Consider the following 19,444-nt stretch of genomic DNA (forward strand, 5'->3'; position numbering starts at 1 on the left):
ATAAATTAGGCTTGTAATTTATTCCTTATCCAAATTTTGAGTCATTTTAAAACCTATGAATAGGCCAACTCCAGCCATTAAAAAGATGGTTCCTGGCATGGCAATATCTTCGTCTACTCCAATAGATACAAGTATTTGTGAGACAAAAATACCAACACCAATACTCATTAATAAAAGTGCTAGGTTTAAAATGATGACTTTCCAAATGGGGGCCGTGTGCTGTCTGCCCATTGCAAAAATGCTGGCATCCGCGCCTTTTTCAATTAAGGCCAAACGTTCTTTGTTTCTGGTGGATAAAAAAAGGTAGATTACCCCGAAAACGGCCAAGAAAAAGCTAATAGGTATTAATATTTCTTCCATGATACTTGTTTTTTAATTGATTACTTTTAATATGTTTTTATCTTATGACGATACTTTTTCCATGGAGGTTACAAAAAGATGGAAAAAATATTTTTTTGAAAAAGTTGTAACCTCAAAAGTGAAGGAGTCGTCCTATTTGTCACATGGCCATCGAAGAGCATATAATCATCAACCAAATTATTGAAGGGGACACTAGTGCATTTTCCACATTGGTAGACCGTTACAAGGATATGGTCTTTACTTTGGCGCTTAGAATGTTGAAAAATAGGGAAGAAGCAGAGGAAGTGGCTCAGGATACTTTTATAAAGGTGTATAAATCCTTGACGAAGTTTAAAGGAGATTCTAAATTGTCAACCTGGATTTATAAAGTGGCCTACAACAGTTGTTTGGACAGCATTAAAAAGAACAAAAAATATCAGGCAAATGTACCTGTAGATGACATCACAATGCCCCAAATAAAAACATTGGACAATGCTTTGGATGGTATTTTGGAATCGGAAAAATCTCAGCTTATCCAAGATTGTTTAAAGCAGCTTCCTAGTGAGGATAGTTTTTTGTTGACCTTGTTTTATTTTGAAGAACAGAGTTTGGAGGAAATCTCTAAAGTGGTTGGTATTACTCCCAATAATGTCAAAGTGAAATTGTTTAGAAGCCGAAAAAAGTTGGCTTCCATATTAAAAGCACAATTAGAACCTGAAATGATAGCGCGTTATGAAAAGTGAACACGATAAAGAGTTAGAGCAATTGGTTGAAAAGTTCATGGAGAATTCTCAAACCGAATCACCGTCGTTTGAGTTTACTTCAAAAGTGATGCAGGAAATTAATCAGTTATCTGTGTCAAAAAGCATCGCCTACAAACCTTTGATATCAAAAACAGTGTGGTGGCTGCTTTCGGCCGGTTTATGCGCTTTGGTGCTTTATATAGTATTTATTGCACCTTCCCAGTCAAAAGAATGGGCATCAAGCCTTCCCTTGGAGTATATAAAAATCCCTAAACTGAATGTATTTTCTGGGATTAAATTTTCACAGTCTACAATGTATGGAATGGCTATGTTGGCAATAATGGTGATGGTGCAAATCCCTTTATTAAAACATTATTTCAACAGCCGACTTAAAGTGTAATTATTCTTCCTTTTTAAAAATAGTTTGAAGGCCTTTGTAGGCGGCTAAATGTAAAATGTCTGCATGGTTTTGTTCTTCGAACAATTCAAAATTGGTGGTAATGGCGCTATTTTCGCTACCCTGTAAAAGCGTGTATAAAGCTTTGGCTTCACGTTTCATAACGTCATCTTCTTGTCCTCCTACCGCAATGAAAATATTCTTTGCTACCTTGTAATTAGCATGGATGATAGCTGGCTGTTTTTTCAAAATAGCTTCTTCATCCCACCAAAGACTAGGACTTACAATAAGATAATTATTGAAGAGATGAGGTTTGGTGAATAAAATTTCGGTAGCCAAAAGTCCTCCTAAGGATTGACCAATAATGGTCTTGGTTCTAGTGGTTCTGTAGCTTTTTTCAATGTAAGGCTGTAATTCCATCTCAATGAAATTGATGAATTTTTCAGAACCTCCTGCTGTTGGGAAATTTTGTGAATGGTCTGCTACACTAGGAGGAAACGTGAAATCGCGTTTTCTATCTATATTGGCGATACCTACAACGATGGATTCAGGAACCATGTCGATCCATAAAAAAGAGGCAAACTGCACAAGTCCTGAAATATGGATAAAATCTTCATCCCTTGCTCCGTCCAAAAGGTAAATTACGGGGTAATCTTTATGTGTTGCCTTTGAATAACTGTTAGGTAAATAGACGTTGATAACACGGTCTTCGTCCAAAACTGAAGAATACATGGTAACCCGGTCTCCAATTTCGAAGGGTACGGTAACGGCCATTTCACTTGGCTGAGTGTCGTGATGCAGCAAGTCAATTTGAGAAAAACCTTGTGTTGTAAATGCGAAAATAATTAAAAATATACCGAAGTATTTCATTGTTTGATTGAGGATTAACTATTAATACCAGCGTTTCTTTTTCTTTTTGGAACCTTCTCCTTTTCTCCCTTTTTTATGCTTGCTGCCTGTTTTTTTTGAGCGATGAACCTCTGGCTTTGCTTTAGGATCTAAAGGATAGGGATGATCTTCCTCTACTGGTATTTGTACATTAATTAATTGTTGAATGGATTTAATATAAGTTTTTTCGTCGGCGGAACAAAGGGAATAGGCGTGGCCAATATTACCAGCTCTTCCTGTTCTTCCTATTCTGTGCACATAGGTTTCTGGCACATTTGGTAAATCAAAATTGATGACTGCATCCAGTTCATTGATGTCAATTCCACGTGCGGCAACATCTGTGGCGATTAAAATGTTTACATAGCCATTTTTGAACTTCTTCAAAGCTTCCTGCCTGTCATTTTGAGTTTTATCACCGTGAAGGGTTTCAACTTTATAACCATTTTTGAGAAGGGTCTGCTCCAGTTTGTCCACACCAAATTTGGTACGTCTAAAAATTAGAATACTCCCTTTGATGGTGTTACGAAGCAAGTGCAAACAAAGTTCAATTTTATTGCGTTTAGGAACATAGTAAAGGACTTGGCTGATATCTTTCGCCGCGGAGGAAGTAGGCGTTACTTCAATACGTTGCGGTGATTTTAAAATGGTATTGGCCAACTGTTCCACCTTAAATGGCATGGTGGCAGAAAACAGCAAAATCTGTTTGTCTTCAGGACACAGGCGTTCTATTTTCTTCACATCATCAATAAATCCCATGTCTAGCATTAAATCGGCTTCATCCAAAACCAAGGTCTCAACATAATCCAAATTAACTACGTCCTGTTTATGAAGGTCCAGTAAACGCCCAGGGGTTGCAATTAAAATATCCACTCCTTTGTTGAGTACATCAATTTGTGGTTCGATGCCCGTGCCTCCGTAAATTACGGTAGACCTAAGATTGGTGTACGTGCTGTAAGTTTTAAAGTTTTCGCCAATTTGAATGGCTAATTCCCTTGTAGGACTAACAATTAAAGCTCTTATTTTTTTGCCTTTTTTAGGCGCATCCTGCTTGTCAAACAACAGTTGCAGTATGGGAAGTGCAAACGCCGCTGTTTTTCCAGTTCCCGTTTGTGCAGAGGCTATTAGGTCGTTTCCTTCCAATACAACAGGAATGGTTTTTTCCTGAATAAGGGTAGGATCGTCATAACCAGCTTCGGCGATGGCTCTTAAAAGGGGTTTGTTGAGATTTAAATCTTTAAATGACATAAGGTTTTATTTACAGCAAATATAGGGCAAAAGTTAGAGCTGAGCCCTGTTTTGTGAATGGATTAACGAATGAAATATGTCACGAATGAACGAGATGTTTTAAGGGAAATACATGGGGCTATGTATCTACAATCAGTTTAATCCGATTTTTTATTAAAGTGTGGAGAGATGTCCTTATCTACGGCGGTTACAAAGTATTTGGTGTCGCCCCAAAATGCTAAGGTTGTGTAGCGTTCAATATAAGTCACCTTCACATAATTGCCCTGAAGTTCATTGAGTTTCTGTATGACATCCTTGTCCTTGTCCAGAACAGAAAACTTAAATATTTCTGCGCCACTAATCCCTTGGCTGATTTCTCCTTCCCAAGTTTTAAAAACAACACCTTTGTTGCTCACTTTAATGAGTTCTCCAGATCGTGTGCCTTCACTATAGGGCACATAATATACAAAGGCAAAGTAGGCTGCCAAAAGCAGCACTAAACTGATGACGAAAATGGTTAGAATTTTTTTCATATTGGAAAAGATAAAGACTTACGTAAGATTAAAAATACTAGTTTTTTTATTGATATACAATTTCTTACGTTTGGCTGTTGCAGGTTTTTACCTGGAGACTTCAATAGTGTAAGTCGCCACAATGTCCTTTCCAATTTTTAGATGAGCGTCATAAATCCCTTTGTGGTTAAAGTTGGTTTTAAAGGAAATGTACCCGTTTTCGTTTTTAAGGTCATAAATTTTTAAAGTCTGTTCCTGTGAACTGTTAAAATAGACCAGTGAAATATTGTTGTTTGAAATTTCCTTGGGGCTTTTAAAGCTGAAGTTGAGGTCTTCCTCTTTTTTTATGGACGTATTTAAATTACTTGGAGTTACCGATTGTATTTGGTGCTGAAATGTTTCTCCGTAAACCATAGGAGACGAGGTGAAATCTTCTCGAGATACGTTGGTCGTCAATACCCATTGTTGGTCAATAGGAAAGTGGTTTTTTGCAAACAAAATGGGATCGGTTAAAAAGTACCCATCGTTATAATCTTTTACAAAAGTATAGCCTATGGTGTAGCCACTAGACCAAGTGGCATCACACAAATACCATTTGCCGTTTAGGTTTACAGCATTCCAAGAATGGTTGGTCATTTCCAGTTCCTCAACATTGGAGTTAACAGTTCTGCCATAACCGTCAATAATTTTACAATCAATATTGGCCAAAAAACAAAGTTCCTTAATGAGATAGGCATAGCCAGTGCACATGGTTTTTTTGTGCTTCAATAACTTTTTAAAGGCAATTTTTTTGTAATCTTCATTCCACATGGAATAGGCTGCGCTATCACCATGCGTTTTTTTGCGTTTTCTGTCAACTTTGTTGTGTTGATTGCTGTCTCCATTGATGTTGTGGCATACCCAAAAGTAAATAGCTCTAAATTTTTCAACGTCGGTGGAAAGATTTGCGGTCAATTGGTGGGCAAGCAAACCTAGGTTTTCCAAATCAGCTCCTTGGTGAAGTTTAGCCGTATTATCTGCCTTTGTGAAATCGATATGGGCAAAATCCGATAGTTGCGCTTTAGAGCTATTTATATAGAAAATTGAAACTATAACAACAAGGTATTTCATATACAGCAGATTGGGTTAACGTCTTTTTGATTTATAAGCTTTTTTTACGGCCACTTTGCCTAAAATCATGCATTCAGTCATTGACATGTTTACTTTTAAGGTGACATTGGATGCTGTTTGGTCATTGGTAATTACCAACTTTTGGGATTCCATGCCCACATAACTGAACACTAAAACATCCCCTTTTTTTAGTTTGATGGGGAATTCAAAATTGCCATCAAAATCGGTGCTAGTACCTATAGAGGTACCTTGCAATACCACATTCACTCCTGGTAATGGTGCTTCATTGTCCGACACAGTTCCCTTTACTATAAAAGTCTTTTGGAATGAAGTATCCTGAATTTTTGATGGTGGATTTTCCGAAGTTGCAGGCTTGGGGTGAATGGTTTGTGATTGCGCAGAGTTGAGTGCAAATAAGGATAAAAAGGCAAAGGCCAATCCATTTAAAAAGTTTGATGTTCTCTTGATTGGTATTGTAGGTTGGTGGGCCGTCAATTGCGAGCTTTTGAATCTGCCACAAACGTTTTGGGTTGTATTGTTTTTGAAATAATCTGTGATTTCTTGGGAGTCCATTCCAGAGAAGTCTACTACTTCTGTTTTGCAGGATTTGCAAAATCCGCCGTTGCAGGTAGGAGAAAATTCATTGTAGTTTTCTTGACAGGGACTTTCAATGCTTAAGTTGAATTGCTTGTTCATGATGTTAGATTTAAAAGTTAATACTTCAAACCTACTAGGCAATTCATGATTTTAAAAAGGGAACTTAGTAAACGGGACTGTTTGTTGAGTAAACGGTGTTTTTTGAAAAGGGTATAAAAACAAAAACCTCCCTGTAAGTGCAGGAAGGTTTTGCAAATAGTATATAATTACCATTATTTGATCATTTGGTAGCTTCGTTTGATGAAGTTGGTAAGCTCTTCACCTTTTAGAAGGCCTTGTGACAATCTTGCCAAATCCAAACTTTGGTTGATCAAACGCTCTTGCTCATCTTTAGCTTCGGTATCCAAAATTTGGCCTACCAATTCAGAGTTGGTATTTACCACCAAATTGTACATTTCTGGCATATTGCCCATTCCAAACATACCACCACCAGTGGCTTGCATCTCTTTCATACGGCGCATGAACTCTGGCTGGGTAATCATGAATGGTGCAGCATCTCTATCCATCGCTTCCAATTGCACCATGAATTTTTCTGCAGGAATCGTTTCTTTCAACAAGGTGTCTAAAGCAGTTTTTTGCTCTTCAGAAAGTTTAGAGATTTTTGTGTCATCTTTCTTAATCAAATTGTCAATATGATCTGCATCTACACGTGAGAATGAAATATTCTCTTTAGAGGTTTCTAACTTTTGCATCAAGTGGCTCACGATTGGAGAATCCAATAACAATACCTCGTAACCTTTGGCTTTGGCGCTTTCAATATAACTGTGTTGCTCGTCTTTGTTGGAAGCATAAAGAATCACTGTTTTATTGTCCTTATCCGTTTGGTTGTCCTTGATTTTGTCAATCAATTCTTGGTAAGTGTAGTAAGTGCCATCCACGGTTGGGTACAAAGCAAAAGCCTCCGCTTTTTCAAAGAATTTTTCTTCAGAAAGCATTCCGTACTCAATCACAATCTTGATGTCATCCCATTTTTTCTCAAAGTCTTCACGATTGTTGTTGAATAAGGTTTTCAACTTATCAGCCACCTTACGCGTGATGTATGATGAAATCTTTTTCACGGCACCGTCTGCCTGTAAATAACTACGTGACACGTTCAATGGAATGTCTGGAGAATCGATAACCCCTTTCAACATCGTTAAGAATTCAGGAACAATTCCTTCTACATTGTCCGTTACAAACACTTGGTTTTGGTACAATTGAATTTTATCCTTTTGAATGCTTAAATCGTTGGTCATTTTTGGGAAATACAAAATCCCAGTTAAGTTGAACGGATAGTCAACATTTAAATGGATATGGAATAAAGGCTCCTCAAATTGCATTGGATACAATTCTCTGTAGAAGTCTTTATAATCCTGGTCCTCCAAATCGGTTGGCTGCTTGGTCCAAGCTGGATTTGGATTATTGATGATGTTGTCTACAGTTATTTGTTTGTGAGGCTCTGTAGTTTCCTTGCCGTCTTTATCGGTAGTTGTTTTAGGCGTGAAATCTGGATCGTTTACTTTCTTGGTTCCAAACTTAATTGGAATAGGCATAAACTTGTTGTATTTCAACAATAACTCTCTAATTCTGGATTCTTCCAAGAATTCGGTTGAATCGTCTGCAATATGAAGAATGATTTCTGTCCCTCTTTCAGTTTTGCCGTGAGGCTCCATAGTAAATTGAGGCGATCCGTCACAAGTCCAATGAGCAGCAGGCTCATCTTTAAATGATTTAGTGATGATCTCAACTTTTTCGGCTACCATAAAGGCAGAGTAGAACCCAAGACCGAAATGCCCGATGATTCCTGAGTCTTTTGCTGAATCTTTATACTTGTCCAAAAACTCTTCGGCACCAGAAAAAGCCACTTCGTTAATGTACTTTTCAACCTCTTCGGCTGTCATACCAAGACCTTGGTCTATAATGTGAAGTTTCTTGGCATCTTTATCAATTTTTACTTCAATTTGTGGGTTGCCATATTCAACTTTCGCTTCACCAATATTGGTAAGGTGTTTAAGTTTTAGGGTAGCGTCCGTCGCATTACTGATTAACTCGCGTAAAAAGATTTCGTGATCGCTGTATAAGAATTTTTTGATCAACGGAAAGATGTTTTCAACCGAAACATTAATATTTCCTTTTGCCATGATATCTAAATTTTATGTTTTTATAATTTTCTTGGAACAGGACAAAAAAAGTACCAAGACCAAAAAGGTGACAAACTGACATTGTTAATAGGAAATAATGCCTTCGTGTGGAAGAAATCTTTTAGGGGTTTAGTTTAATAAAGATGGAATAATGATTAAATTTACACCTTGTTTTTTGTCATTTATTCAAAAATGGCAGTGAAGCAGTTCGATTTGATTAAAATAATAAGGATTTATGTACAATTCAAAAATAGTTGGTTTAGGTTATTATGTGCCCGATAATGTGGTGACTAATGACGATTTATCCAAAATGATGGATACCAACGACGCCTGGATTCAAGAGCGTACAGGTATTAAGGAACGTCGTTGGGTTGAAGACAAAACAGGAGATACCACCTCCACAATGGGTGTTAAAGCGGCTGAAATAGCCATAGAACGTGCCGGAATAGACAAAAACGATATCGATTTTATTGTATTTGCCACATTGAGTCCAGATTACTACTTTCCTGGACCTGGGGTTGCCGTTCAAAAAGCTTTGGGCATTAAAACTGTGGGGGCCTTGGATATTAGAAACCAATGTTCGGGATTTGTATATGGAATTTCCATTGCCGATCAATATATTAAAACAGGGATGTATAAAAATGTTTTGGTGATTGGTAGTGAGGTACACTCAAGAGGTTTGGATAAAACCACTAGGGGGAGAGGCGTGTCTGTAATTTTTGGAGATGGATCAGGAGCTGCGGTATTGAGTAGAGAAGAAGATCCAACAAAAGGAATATTGTCCTCCCATTTACATTCTGAAGGGGAGCATGCTGAAGAATTGAGCTTGATTGCACCAGGGATGGGAAAACGTTGGGTAAGCGACATTTTAAGGTCCAACGATCCTGACGATGTTAGTTATATGCCACATATGAACGGGCAGTTTGTATTCAAAAATGCCGTAGTTCGTTTTAGTGAAGTGATTATGGAGGGATTGATGAAGAATAATCTGCAGGTTTCCGATATTGATATGTTGATTCCACATCAGGCCAATTTGAGGATTTCACAGTTCATCCAGAATAAATTTAAGTTGAATGACGACCAGGTGTTCAACAACATTCAAAGTTATGGAAACACGACAGCTGCTTCCATTCCTATTGCTTTAACCGAAGCCTGGGAACAAAACAAAATTAAGGAAGGTGATTTAGTCGTGTTGGCAGCTTTTGGAAGTGGCTTTACTTGGGGAAGTGTGGTTATTAAGTGGTAATCACTTTTCAATAACATTAATGACCATTCATAAAATAAAAAGCCCGTGATTGAGAATCACGGGCTTTTCAGCTATTAACCAACCTTACTAACACTAAAACTATAAAAATACTTCTGTTGATTAACTTTAAAACTTATCACTACACTATAGACGTTGAAATTTCAATTTTATTTCAATAATTAACACTTTTAACGTTAATTAACATTTAAGCTAAAACCCAGGGCCTAAGCACCTGGGTTTTTAAAATCCAACATTTACCAAATCAACGAATTGTAATTGATGAAGGCTAATTCAAATTAATTAAAATCAGTTGAGGAGCTGTGTATAAAAAAGACGGTTTTGAAAATGGTTTGTTACAGTTTTTGGAAGAAAAAAAGACCCCAAAAAATTGAGGTCTTCGAGGTTGATTATTCCTTAGGTTTTTCAATTGATGAAGGCTAATTCAAATCAATTTAAACATGCAGAAGTAATCGATTACAAAGATACCCTTGGATTTGGAGAAAATTAACACATTCTTAAAATAATAACATTATTTTAACAATAGCGAAACCCCGAGGCCTAAGACCTCGGGGTTTCTTATTTAGTAACCAAACATTAACACTAACCATCAACTATTGTATGGGTTACTAAATATGTCATTTTTGTTACATGAATCCACCGCTACCTTGGGTTTCATTGTTGTCTCTTTGTTTTCTATTTAAAGCTTTGTATTTACCTCCTCCAAAACGATATGTAAGGCCTATACGCCATTGGTTACTTTCCCAGTTAAATTCACCTTCGCTAGGGAAAGGTCTGTCGCGTTCAAAAGCAAATTTCATAGTGTTGAAAATGTCATTGTAGCTAAAGCTGAAGGTAGCTCTGTCATCTTCCAAGAAGCTATAACGTAATCCTGTATTTACCATCACCATAGGTTTTCTTTTGTGCTGAAGGTTTTCATCTTGTCCGCGGTACATTCCAAAAAGCGAAAAGCTCAAGCTTTTAGTCGCTTTAAAGTTGTTGTTCATACGTAAATTGAAGGTGGAATTTTTGATTTCCAGATTTTCCTGTTCCACCACACCTCTTACGGTCTTAAAATAATATTCGGCACTTGCATTGAAATTCCACCATTTGGTTGGTCTGTAATTGCTGGAAGCTTCAAAACCGAAAGCATTGTTGCGGTCAAAATTGTCATAGGTTAATATCACGCGATCTCCTGCAGGGTCTTCCGGGTCCATAAATACAGAACGATTGATTTCATCGTTGATAATTCTATAGAAAGTCCCCGCAGTAATATTTCCGCCTTTCACATTTTTGGTAAGATTCAATTCTAGGGAATTGGTAAACTGTTGTCTCAGTTCCGGGTTTCCAATAGAGGTTACCCTAGGCGAACTCCATTCTCTGATAGGATTGATTTGTCCTAGTCCAGGTCTGTCCACACGTCTGCTATAACTTAATTGTAAAGATGTTTTTTCGGAAGTGTTATACGTTAAAAAGGCAGAAGGATAAATGCTGAATTTCTCGTCGTTGAAAGTTGAGGTTTCTTGCGTAACTTGGTCAAAAATGGCTTCTACTTCATATTGCTCAATCCTTGCGCCTACTTGATAGGACCACTTGTCAAAAGTTTGCCCATAAGTAGTGTAGAAGGAATAAATGCTTCGGTTGTATTCGTAATCAGAATCGTAAAGATTGGTATTGGTGGTGTTGTAAAAATTATCGGCATTGTTGGCTCTATATTCTGCTCCAATTTCCAACTTAGAAGTTTCTGAAAGTGGATTCACATAATCCAAATTGATCAAGGTATTGTCACGTTTGTTGTTTACAAGGTCTCGGTAAGAACTATTGTCCGTAAAAGAGAAGTCGGCAATTTCATCACTGTCAAACGTGCTGTAGTCGGCTTCCAAACTAATATTGTGGCCTTCTTTTTTAAAATCGTGCTTAAAGGCCGCATTGTATGAGGAAGTGGTGTTTTCATTTTCATTGTCTAAATACTGACGGAAATTTGGATTGTCATTCAGTAGATAAATAATGTCTGTACTGTTACTTCTCTTTCCGTCGTAAAGGTTTTGATTGGTATACACCGAAAACACATTGTTGTCATTTATGTAATAGTCAATCCCAAGTTTATACAGATGAGATTTGTTGTTGTTCCAGTTCTTGAAAATTTGTTCGGTGTTGTCATCAAATCGGTCTATTTTTCCACCACCGGTACTCTTACCAATGTTGTTTCCATAGTTCCCGTAGAAGTTAAGTTTACCGTTTCGGTAGTTCATGTCTATAGAACTATTAAAGTTTGGACTGATTTCCTTAGCAAAGCCAACGTTCAGGTTTCCGTTGAATCCCACATTTGCATTTTTGTGTAGTATGATGTTGATGATACCACTCATTCCTTCAGGGTTATATTTTGCCGAAGGATTGGTGATCAATTCCACACTTTTAATGGACGTAGAAGGAATTTGCTTGAGCAATTGTGCCGCCGGAACGTTGGTAGGTTTCCCGTCCAACAGAACACGTACATTTTCATTGCCTCGAAGGCTAATGTCTCCACTTTGACTGTCTACGGTAACTGAGGGAAGGTTGTTCATGATTTCAGAAGCAGACGCTCCTGTGGTGGTAAGGTCTTTTCCTATGGTAATGACTTTTCTGTCTACCTTTTGTTGTACAGAAGACACTTCGGCTACCACGGTAACTTCATCCAAGCTGGCAATGTCTTCTTCCAGTAAAATGTTTCCTAAGTCTATTTTATGTTTACCATTGCCAATGACCAATGGTTTTGATACGGTTTTGTAGCCCATATATTGAATGGTGATTACATTTTTTCCTTCTGGAATGTGTTTGATTTCGAAGTAACCTTGGTCATCGGTAATTCCACCGGTAATGGTTTCTCCTGCTTCGTTTTTAATAATTATATTTACGTAGGGTAATGCTTGGTTCAGGTTGGCATCTATCACTGTTCCTGTAACCGAACCGTCCCTTGGCGCGCTTTCTGAATCGGTTTTTGCGTATAGCGTTGACAATGATAGAAATGCAATAAAAAGTGAAATGTGTTTCATCAAAAAATATGTAAGTTAGCGTGAAAATGTTTGGAGGATAGACGCCCCCAAAAGTGATGTGTTACTTAATTTAACACACCTTAACACCTTTTTAACAGATGAACAAAAAGACCCTAGTTTTTGGAGCTTCCTTGAATCCTTCCCGATATTCCAATTTTGCCATAGGAAGATTGTTGGCTCACGACCATGAAGTAGTAGCCTATGGAATTAAAAAGGGAAGCGTTGCTGGTGTTGATATTGATGATGAATTGTTGAATTATGATCATGTTGATACCGTGACATTATACCTCAATCCGTCACGGCAAACCGCGTATTATGACCATCTGGTGTCCTTACATCCGAAACGTATAATTTTTAATCCAGGGACAGAGAACCCTGAGTTTTACAAAATTCTGGAGGCTAATGCTATCGCCTATGAAGTGACTTGCACTTTAGTTTTGCTTTCTACGAATCAGTATTAATCCTAGAAATGTGAAAAGACCATTGATTATCAAAATTTCAAAACCTATTTGGTAACCACCTAACAGCTCTTCAGAATAGGTGTTTAATAGGTAAGAAACTATTGGAGCAACTATGGCTACAATCCAAACTAATTTGTCTTTGATTTGGAACTTGGTATAGATTCCAAAAGCAAACAATCCTAAAAGCGGACCATAAGTATAGCCTGCTGCGGTAAACAATTCCCAAATTACAGAAACATCCGTAAAGAGAACATCAAAGATGAGGATGACAAGAATAAGTAGGATGCTGGTAGCTATATGCACTCTTTTTCTTGTCTTTTTTTGTTGTTCCTGCGGTTTTTTGTCCAATTCAATGATGTCAATACAGAAGGAAGTGGTCAAAGCTGTCAAGGCAGAATCTGCACTGGAGTAGGCGGCCGCAATAAGTCCCAATAAAAAGAATGCCGAAGTTATAATGCCTATTTCCGGTAGCATGGCAATGGTAGGGAATAAATCGTCCTTTTTGGCGGTAATGCCATTTTGTTGGGCATACTGAGTCAATAAAAGCCCTAAAACCAGAAATAGAATGTTTACAAAAATCAACACAATACTGAAGGAAATCATGTTTTTCTGAGCTTCCTTTAGGTTTTTACAGGTTAGGTTTTTCTGCATCATATCTTGATCCAATCCGGTCATGGTGATGGTAATGAACATTCCCGCCAAAAAACTCTTGAAAAAGTACTGGGAATCATTAATGTCTTCTAAAAAAAACGTTTTGCTTAAAGGGCTTTCGCTTACGGTGGTATAAACATCAGTAAAACTGTGAAGATCCAAAGCAGAAGCTAAAAAAGTAATGGTCACCACTACGGAAACCAACATGAAAAAGGTCTGCAGTGTGTCCGTAAATATGATGGTTTTAATGCCGCCTTTAAAAGTGTATAGCCAAATTAGGGCTATGGTAATTACCACGGTAACGGCGAAAGGAATGCCGAATTCATTAAAAATAAGTAACTGAAGCACTTTGGCTACCAAAAACAATCTAAAGGCAGCACCAACCGTCCTGGAAACCAAAAAAGCCACCGAACCTGTTTTGTAGCTTATAATTCCAAAGCGGGTTTTTAAATAGGTGTAAATGGAGGTGAGGTTCAGTTTGTAATAAATAGGGAGTAAAATATAGGCAATGGCCAAATAGCCAAAAAAGTAGCCGAACACTACCTGTAAATACCCAAATTGTTTGGTTTCCACCGCTCCAGGAACCGAGATAAACGTGACCCCAGATAGAGAAGCGCCAATCATTCCAAAAGCCACCAAATACCAAGGCGCCGATTTGTTGGCTTTAAAAAAGGCTTCGTTGCTGTCTTCTTTTCCAGTAAAAAACGAAATAAGGATTAATACTACAAAATAACCTAGAATTAAAAGCGCAATGGTAACCGGGGTCATAGGGGGGAATTTAGGATGATTTTAAAAATTAGAATGTTACTTTTCAATTGTTATGGTAGACAATAATAAGTAATTTAATAAGAATCCCATAATTAAATAGTCCGTAAATTATAGTAAATTCGCAGCATGGAATTTTCTTCAAAACTTCTGGAAAAAGCAGTTAATGAAATGTCCCAGTTGCCTGGGGTTGGCAAGCGTACGGCCTTAAGATTGGTCCTGCATTTGTTAGGGCAACCGCAGGAACGCACCCAATTGCTTTCGGAAGCATTGAGTACCATGCGCAACGAAATTAAATTCTGTAAAAGTTGCCATAATATTAGCGATACAGAACTTTGTGAAATTTGTTCCAACCCAAATAGAATGGAGGATACAGTTTGCGTTGTGGAAGATATTAGGGATGTCATGGCTATAGAGAATACCAGTTCCTTTAAAGGTTTGTACCATGTGCTAGGTGGTAAAATTTCTCCCATGGATGGTGTAGGTCCAAACGATCTCAATATTGAATCGCTTGTAGAAAAAGTAAAGCAGGGCAAAATAAAGGAACTTATTTTTGCGTTAGGCTCTACGATGGAAGGCGATACAACCAACTTTTATATTTACAAACAAATTCAGGACTTCAATATTGTAACCTCTACCATTGCCCGAGGCATCTCCGTTGGTAATGAACTCGAGTATACCGATGAGATTACCTTGGGAAGAAGTATCATTAACAGAATTCCTTTTGAGGTGTCCTTAAAGTCCTAGTCTCTTTTTAGTGAAATTATCCGTTGTCATATTAAATTATAACGTTCGTTATTTTTTGGAACTTTGTCTAAGAAGTGTCGTTGAAGCTACTAAAGATATCGAGTCGGAAATTATTGTAGTTGATAATCATTCTGCCGATGATAGTTGTGAAATGGTCAAGACAATGTTTCCCGAAGTTATTTTAATAGAAAATAAGGATAACGTAGGTTTTTCCAAGGGAAATAATCAGGCGGTTCGTAACGCAAAAGGGGAATATCTGTGTATTTTAAATCCAGATACCGTATTGCCAGAAGATGTTTTTGTACAATTGTTGGCTTTTGCAGATGCAAAGGAAAAGGTCGGGATTGTAGGCTGTAGATTGGTGGACGGTACGGGCCATTTTCTGCCCGAAAGCAAACGCAACATTCCAACCCCATATGTCTCTTTAAAAAAGGTGACAGGGTTTACAAAGGAATACTATGCCAATCAACTTGGAGAGTTTGAGGTTGGCAAAATCCCTGTGTTTGTTGGAGCTTTTATGTTGATTAAAAGAGCAGTTTATAATGAAGTGCAAGGTTTTGATGAGGACTATTTTATGTATGGTGAGGATGTAGACTTATCTTATAAAGTTCTTGAAGCGGGCTATGATAACTATTATAACGGAACCATAACAGCAATTCATTATAAAGGAGAAAGCACCTTAAAAGATGCCGTTTACGCCCGCCGATTTTACGGTGCCATGCAAATTTTCTACAAGAAACATTTTAAAAAGAATATTCTTTTCAACTTAGCCGTTTGGTTTGGAATTCGGATGGCATATGTGGCCAGTAGAGAACCTAAACCTGCCAATCCAAAGGTAAATCATTACATATTGGTTTCTGATAAAATGGCAGAAGGTTTGGAGGAAGCACTAGCCAAAAAAGTTTCCGTCGTTGATGAGATACAGCAAGTGAAACCGCACACTGAAATAATATTTGACGCTAACCTATTGAGTTTTAAAAAAATCATTCAGTATATGTGCGACAATCAAATAAATAGAAACGCAAAATTTAAAATTCTTTCAAAAAACTCTACCTTTATCCTCGGAAGTAACAGCTCAAAAAACAGAGGGAAAGTGATTTTGTTAGAACAGAATTAATTGAAAAAATCTTAAAGAACACATTGGTTTTTTATTAATTTTGCAGACGAAAAATAAAAACAGATCTTTTCATTATAGATATGGCAAAATTTGAATTAAAGCTCCCGAAGATGGGGGAAAGTGTTGCGGAAGCAACAATAACATCATGGTTAAAAGAGGTAGGAGATACTATCGAGATGGATGAAGCGGTTTTGGAAATTGCTACAGACAAGGTAGATAGTGAAGTGCCTAGTGAGGTTGATGGCGTTTTGGTTGAAAAGCTATTCAATGTAGATGATGTAGTTCAAGTAGGGCAAACAATAGCTATTATTGAGACGGATGCCGATGTTGCAGATACTCAAGCTGCACCACAGGCAGAACCGGTGAAGGAGGAAGTTGAAGCAGAACCAGCTGCTGTGGCCCAAGTAGCGGAAACGGTACAGGCTGCGCAAGAAGCTGTAGCGCCTGTAGTATCTACAGAGGGTAGATTTTATTCGCCATTGGTGAGAAACATTGCCAAGGAAGAAGGTATCAGCCAAGCTGAACTTGATAAAATCTCAGGAACAGGAAAAGAAGGTCGTGTGACCAAAAATGATATTTTAGCTTACCTTGAAAACAGAGGTAGCCAACCAGTTCAGGATGCGATAGCGACACCACAACCAGCTAAAGTTGACGTTCCTCAAGTTAACGGAACCCAGCAAGCCAAGCCTGCAGCAGCTCCTGTTGTAGCTAGTGGTGAGGACGAAATCATCGAAATGAGCCGTATGGGGAAATTGATTGCACACCATATGGTGGAATCGGTACAGACTTCTGCTCACGTACAAAGTTTTATAGAAGCCGATGTTACCAATATCTGGAACTGGCGTAAAAAAGTTAAAGACGGTTTCGCAAAACGCGAAGGTGAAAACTTAACCTTTACGCCAATCTTTATGGAGGCTATAGCCAAAGCCCTTAAAGATTTCCCTATGATGAACATTTCGGTTCAAGGAGATAAAATCATAAAGAAAAAGCATATCAATTTAGGGATGGCAGCAGCCTTGCCAGATGGTAACTTAATTGTACCGGTAATCAAGGATGCCGATCAGCTGAATTTGGTTGGAATGACCAAAAAGGTAAACGACTTGGCTAATAGAGCTAGAGTTAATAAACTGAAACCCGATGAAATCCAAGGAGGGACTTACACAGTGACCAATGTGGGGACATTTGGAAGCATTATGGGGACGCCGATTATCAATCAGCCGCAAGTTGGGATTTTGGCCTTAGGAGCTATTAGAAAAGTGCCAGCGGTAGTAGAAACTCCAGATGGTGATTTCATTGGAATTCGTTACAGAATGTTCTTGTCGCATTCATATGACCATAGAGTAGTGAATGGTGCGCTTGGTGGACAATTTGTAAAAGCTGTTAAAGATTATTTGGAAGCTTGGGATGTAAATAGAGATATTTAATCTTTAAAGCCAATAATATTTAAAGCCTTAACTTTTTAGTTAAGGCTTTTTTTGTGCCCTAATTCTACGTAAAAATGCAGTCCTCTGCAAGGATCTTTATATGACATATATCATAATTCTTGCAAGTTCAAATCGATACATTTGAGGTTTGCAATTTTAAAAACAACATAGAATGAATAACAAAGCGCATTCATTTCATATTCCGGTTATGGGGATTGGCTTTACAATCGATTCACCTTTGAAGGTAGCGCAATATGGCATTGATTCGGTGATTTCTTTGGTAGACGATATGCTTATCGAGAAATTACGAAAAATGTACAGCGAAACTTTTGAGTTGCCTTATCAGGAAATTACCAATAAGGTAGACGATTTTCGGGCAAAGCGCATTACCTCATACCTTAACTTGATAAATGAAGTAGTCGATCAAAAAATAGAAGCTGTAAAGCAAGCAGCTCTTGACACGGGAGAAAGTTTTAAGGCCTATCTCGATATGCTGCCTTCCAATGCTCACCTTAGAGAAGAGTTTAAAAGGCTAACAGAAAAAGGTGAAGGACTATCGGAGCTAAAGTCTTGGTTAAACCAACATTTGGTGAAGGGAAGTATCGATGTGAACATCATGACCAAGGTTGACAAGGACAATTACAACAAAGATGAAAAACTCCCTGTGGCCTATAATGATGCACATGCCGCCTTGCGTGGTTTTGCCAATAGTAACTTGAATGGTTCTGTGGTGCTTTCGGCAGGGATGAATCCTCGATTGTATGCCTATATGAGTGAGTTTGATGATTTTTATCCAACTTCAGAAGGGACTTTTAAAAAGCGAATCATTTTAAAGGTAAGCGATTATCGTTCGGCATTGATTCAAGGGAAATTCTTGGCCAAAAAAGGACTTTGGGTATCTGAATATAGAATTGAATCTGGATTGAACTGTGGAGGTCATGCCTTTGCCACCGATGGGTATTTGTTGGGTCCAGTATTGGCGGAGTTCAAGGAGAAACGCGAGGAACTGAGAGCATCTATTGAAGAAGTTTTGAACAAGGAATTGGAGGCTCAAAATAGAGCAATTTCAAAGGGACCTTTGCAAATAAAAATTACGGCTCAAGGTGGAGTGGGAACTCACGAGGAACACGAATTGTTGTTGGATGTCTATCAATTGGATTCTGTAGGATGGGGAAGTCCATTTTTATTGGTTCCGGAAGCAACAACCGTAGATGAAAAGACTTTAGAGAAATTGGCTTCCGCCCAAGAAAAGGATTTGTATTTAAGCGATATTTCTCCTTTGGGAGTGCCTTTCAATAATCTTAAGGAAAACACCAAAGATTTAGAGCGTGATGCTTTGATTGATAAAGGAAGACCAGGGAGTTCCTGTCCTAAAAAATATGTGGCCTTGAACAAGGAGTTTAAGGAAACAGGGGTGTGTACTGCGTCTCGGGAGTATCAGCATTTCAAAATTAAAGCTTTGGACGCTCAAAATCTTTCAAAAGAAGCTTATCAATTGGAATTGAACAAGATTACCGAAAAATCATGCACTTGTGTAGGTTTGGGAACTTCGGCCTTGTTGAAATATAATTTAGATACAAAGAAGGAAGGGGAAGGTGTTTCCATTTGCCCAGGGCCAAATATGGCTTATTATTCCAAAGTGATGAGTTTGAAAACAATGGTGGATCATATCTACGGACGTGACAATGTAATTTCTAGAACTGATCGTCCAAACATGTTCATTAAGGAATTGTATATCTATATCGATTACCTGAAAAATAAATTGGAAACGGCTAAAGTGGAAATGACCAAAAAGGAACAGAAATATTTGGCAACGTTTGCAGAGAATTTAAAGTCAGGAATAACCTATTACAATAATTTCTTTTTGGAACTGAAACATAATTTTGAAGACAACAAGAACGAAATCTTTAACATGCTTAGCAAAGGAGAGCTGCTTTTGAACAATTTGCAGTTGGAAATTGCCAATGTTGAGGTGAAAAATTAAAATGATGATCTGTTGATTTAGAATTCGTGA

The 19,444-nt window shown here is 37.9% G+C and carries 17 protein-coding genes; 8 read left to right on the forward strand and 9 right to left on the reverse strand.

Annotated features, from left to right (window positions below; genetic code table 11):
• Window positions 1–18 precede the first annotated feature (18 nt).
• Window positions 19–360 (reverse strand): DUF6249 domain-containing protein, encoded by a 342-nt coding sequence (locus BKM32_RS08460; protein ID WP_076663424.1) that lies wholly within the window; start codon window positions 358–360, stop codon window positions 19–21.
• Between the two features lie 143 nt (window positions 361–503).
• Between BKM32_RS08460 and BKM32_RS08465 the strand changes: the two genes are divergently transcribed.
• Together BKM32_RS08465 and BKM32_RS08470 are read left to right on the forward strand one after the other, a co-directional pair.
• Window positions 504–1,082 carry an RNA polymerase sigma factor gene (locus tag BKM32_RS08465; protein WP_053977431.1) on the forward strand — a complete coding sequence of 193 codons (579 nt, stop codon included), beginning with the start codon at window positions 504–506 and terminating at the stop codon, window positions 1,080–1,082.
• Window positions 1,072–1,482 carry a hypothetical protein gene (locus tag BKM32_RS08470; protein WP_076663425.1) on the forward strand — a complete coding sequence of 137 codons (411 nt, stop codon included), beginning with the start codon at window positions 1,072–1,074 and terminating at the stop codon, window positions 1,480–1,482. The genes BKM32_RS08465 and BKM32_RS08470 overlap by 11 nt, the downstream gene beginning before the upstream one ends.
• On the opposite strand, the gene BKM32_RS08475 is transcribed toward BKM32_RS08470, so the two are convergent.
• The 6 genes from BKM32_RS08475 to htpG all read right to left on the reverse strand — a co-directional run bounded on the left by BKM32_RS08475 (window position 1,483) and on the right by htpG (window position 7,990).
• On the reverse strand, window positions 1,483–2,349 hold the full coding sequence (locus tag BKM32_RS08475; protein ID WP_076663426.1) for an alpha/beta hydrolase: 867 nt from the start codon (window positions 2,347–2,349) through the stop codon (window positions 1,483–1,485). It abuts the gene before it with no gap.
• Window positions 2,350–2,370: 21 nt separating this feature from the next.
• Window positions 2,371–3,612, reverse strand: coding sequence for a DEAD/DEAH box helicase (locus tag BKM32_RS08480; protein WP_076663427.1), 1,242 nt, complete (start codon window positions 3,610–3,612; stop codon window positions 2,371–2,373).
• Window positions 3,613–3,749: 137 nt separating this feature from the next.
• Complete coding sequence (locus BKM32_RS08485) at window positions 3,750–4,124, reverse strand: 6-phosphogluconate dehydrogenase (RefSeq protein ID WP_076663428.1); 375 nt, start codon at window positions 4,122–4,124, stop codon at window positions 3,750–3,752.
• An 87-nt stretch (window positions 4,125–4,211) separates the two neighbouring features.
• Entirely contained in the window at window positions 4,212–5,213 is a 1,002-nt protein-coding gene (locus BKM32_RS08490; protein WP_076663429.1) for a transglutaminase domain-containing protein, read from the reverse strand.
• 15 nt (window positions 5,214–5,228) lie between these two features.
• On the reverse strand, window positions 5,229–5,909 hold the full coding sequence (locus BKM32_RS08495; RefSeq protein ID WP_076663430.1) for a carboxypeptidase-like regulatory domain-containing protein: 681 nt from the start codon (window positions 5,907–5,909) through the stop codon (window positions 5,229–5,231).
• A 173-nt stretch (window positions 5,910–6,082) separates the two neighbouring features.
• The gene (gene htpG / locus BKM32_RS08500) at window positions 6,083–7,990 is read right to left on the reverse strand and encodes a molecular chaperone HtpG (RefSeq protein WP_076663431.1); all 1,908 of its coding nucleotides are present in this window, start codon (window positions 7,988–7,990) and stop codon (window positions 6,083–6,085) included.
• A 235-nt stretch (window positions 7,991–8,225) separates the two neighbouring features.
• Here htpG and BKM32_RS08505 point away from each other — a divergent pair, with 235 nt between their 5' ends.
• Window positions 8,226–9,236 carry a 3-oxoacyl-ACP synthase III family protein gene (locus tag BKM32_RS08505; RefSeq protein WP_076663432.1) on the forward strand — a complete coding sequence of 337 codons (1,011 nt, stop codon included), beginning with the start codon at window positions 8,226–8,228 and terminating at the stop codon, window positions 9,234–9,236.
• A gap of 644 nt (window positions 9,237–9,880) precedes the next feature.
• On the opposite strand, the gene BKM32_RS08510 is transcribed toward BKM32_RS08505, so the two are convergent.
• Window positions 9,881–12,265: an outer membrane beta-barrel family protein gene (locus tag BKM32_RS08510; RefSeq protein WP_076663433.1), complete on the reverse strand. Its 2,385-nt coding sequence runs from the start codon at window positions 12,263–12,265 to the stop codon at window positions 9,881–9,883.
• A 98-nt stretch (window positions 12,266–12,363) separates the two neighbouring features.
• Between BKM32_RS08510 and BKM32_RS08515 the strand changes: the two genes are divergently transcribed.
• A complete protein-coding gene (locus tag BKM32_RS08515; protein ID WP_076663434.1) occupies window positions 12,364–12,726 on the forward strand; it encodes a CoA-binding protein in 363 nt (120 codons plus the stop codon).
• Here the strand turns inward: BKM32_RS08515 and BKM32_RS08520 are convergent.
• Entirely contained in the window at window positions 12,697–14,145 is a 1,449-nt protein-coding gene (locus BKM32_RS08520) for a sodium:solute symporter (RefSeq protein WP_076663435.1), read from the reverse strand. The genes BKM32_RS08515 and BKM32_RS08520 overlap by 30 nt on opposite strands.
• Before the next feature lie 126 nt (window positions 14,146–14,271).
• On the opposite strand from BKM32_RS08520, the gene recR reads away from it, so the two are divergent.
• From recR to BKM32_RS08540, 4 genes are all read left to right on the forward strand, one after another.
• Window positions 14,272–14,889: a recombination mediator RecR gene (gene recR / locus BKM32_RS08525; RefSeq protein ID WP_076663436.1), complete on the forward strand. Its 618-nt coding sequence runs from the start codon at window positions 14,272–14,274 to the stop codon at window positions 14,887–14,889.
• A 10-nt stretch (window positions 14,890–14,899) separates the two neighbouring features.
• A complete protein-coding gene (locus BKM32_RS08530) occupies window positions 14,900–16,006 on the forward strand; it encodes a glycosyltransferase family 2 protein (protein WP_076663437.1) in 1,107 nt (368 codons plus the stop codon).
• An 80-nt stretch (window positions 16,007–16,086) separates the two neighbouring features.
• Window positions 16,087–17,430 (forward strand): dihydrolipoamide acetyltransferase family protein, encoded by a 1,344-nt coding sequence (locus tag BKM32_RS08535; protein ID WP_076663438.1) that lies wholly within the window; start codon window positions 16,087–16,089, stop codon window positions 17,428–17,430.
• 172 nt (window positions 17,431–17,602) lie between these two features.
• Window positions 17,603–19,414: a hypothetical protein gene (locus BKM32_RS08540; protein WP_076663439.1), complete on the forward strand. Its 1,812-nt coding sequence runs from the start codon at window positions 17,603–17,605 to the stop codon at window positions 19,412–19,414.
• Window positions 19,415–19,444 lie beyond the last annotated feature (30 nt).

Origin of the sequence: Mangrovimonas sp. DI 80 (genome assembly GCF_001975575.1) — a bacterium.
Taxonomy (GTDB): domain Bacteria; phylum Bacteroidota; class Bacteroidia; order Flavobacteriales; family Flavobacteriaceae; genus Mangrovimonas_A; species Mangrovimonas_A xylaniphaga.

What these genes read in the sequence shown, in the direction of transcription:
- BKM32_RS08460 (WP_076663424.1), bottom strand. Translation starts at nt 360, where the DNA reads ATGGAAGAAATATTAATACCTATTAGCTTTTTCTTGGCCGTTTTCGGG.
- BKM32_RS08465 (WP_053977431.1), top strand. Translation starts at nt 504, where the DNA reads ATGGCCATCGAAGAGCATATAATCATCAACCAAATTATTGAAGGGGAC.
- BKM32_RS08470 (WP_076663425.1), top strand. Translation starts at nt 1,072, where the DNA reads ATGAAAAGTGAACACGATAAAGAGTTAGAGCAATTGGTTGAAAAGTTC.
- BKM32_RS08475 (WP_076663426.1), bottom strand. Translation starts at nt 2,349, where the DNA reads ATGAAATACTTCGGTATATTTTTAATTATTTTCGCATTTACAACACAA.
- BKM32_RS08480 (WP_076663427.1), bottom strand. Translation starts at nt 3,612, where the DNA reads ATGTCATTTAAAGATTTAAATCTCAACAAACCCCTTTTAAGAGCCATC.
- BKM32_RS08485 (WP_076663428.1), bottom strand. Translation starts at nt 4,124, where the DNA reads ATGAAAAAAATTCTAACCATTTTCGTCATCAGTTTAGTGCTGCTTTTG.
- BKM32_RS08490 (WP_076663429.1), bottom strand. Translation starts at nt 5,213, where the DNA reads ATGAAATACCTTGTTGTTATAGTTTCAATTTTCTATATAAATAGCTCT.
- BKM32_RS08495 (WP_076663430.1), bottom strand. Translation starts at nt 5,909, where the DNA reads ATGAACAAGCAATTCAACTTAAGCATTGAAAGTCCCTGTCAAGAAAAC.
- htpG (WP_076663431.1), bottom strand. Translation starts at nt 7,990, where the DNA reads ATGGCAAAAGGAAATATTAATGTTTCGGTTGAAAACATCTTTCCGTTG.
- BKM32_RS08505 (WP_076663432.1), top strand. Translation starts at nt 8,226, where the DNA reads ATGTACAATTCAAAAATAGTTGGTTTAGGTTATTATGTGCCCGATAAT.
- BKM32_RS08510 (WP_076663433.1), bottom strand. Translation starts at nt 12,265, where the DNA reads ATGAAACACATTTCACTTTTTATTGCATTTCTATCATTGTCAACGCTA.
- BKM32_RS08515 (WP_076663434.1), top strand. Translation starts at nt 12,364, where the DNA reads ATGAACAAAAAGACCCTAGTTTTTGGAGCTTCCTTGAATCCTTCCCGA.
- BKM32_RS08520 (WP_076663435.1), bottom strand. Translation starts at nt 14,145, where the DNA reads ATGACCCCGGTTACCATTGCGCTTTTAATTCTAGGTTATTTTGTAGTA.
- recR (WP_076663436.1), top strand. Translation starts at nt 14,272, where the DNA reads ATGGAATTTTCTTCAAAACTTCTGGAAAAAGCAGTTAATGAAATGTCC.
- BKM32_RS08535 (WP_076663438.1), top strand. Translation starts at nt 16,087, where the DNA reads ATGGCAAAATTTGAATTAAAGCTCCCGAAGATGGGGGAAAGTGTTGCG.
- BKM32_RS08540 (WP_076663439.1), top strand. Translation starts at nt 17,603, where the DNA reads ATGAATAACAAAGCGCATTCATTTCATATTCCGGTTATGGGGATTGGC.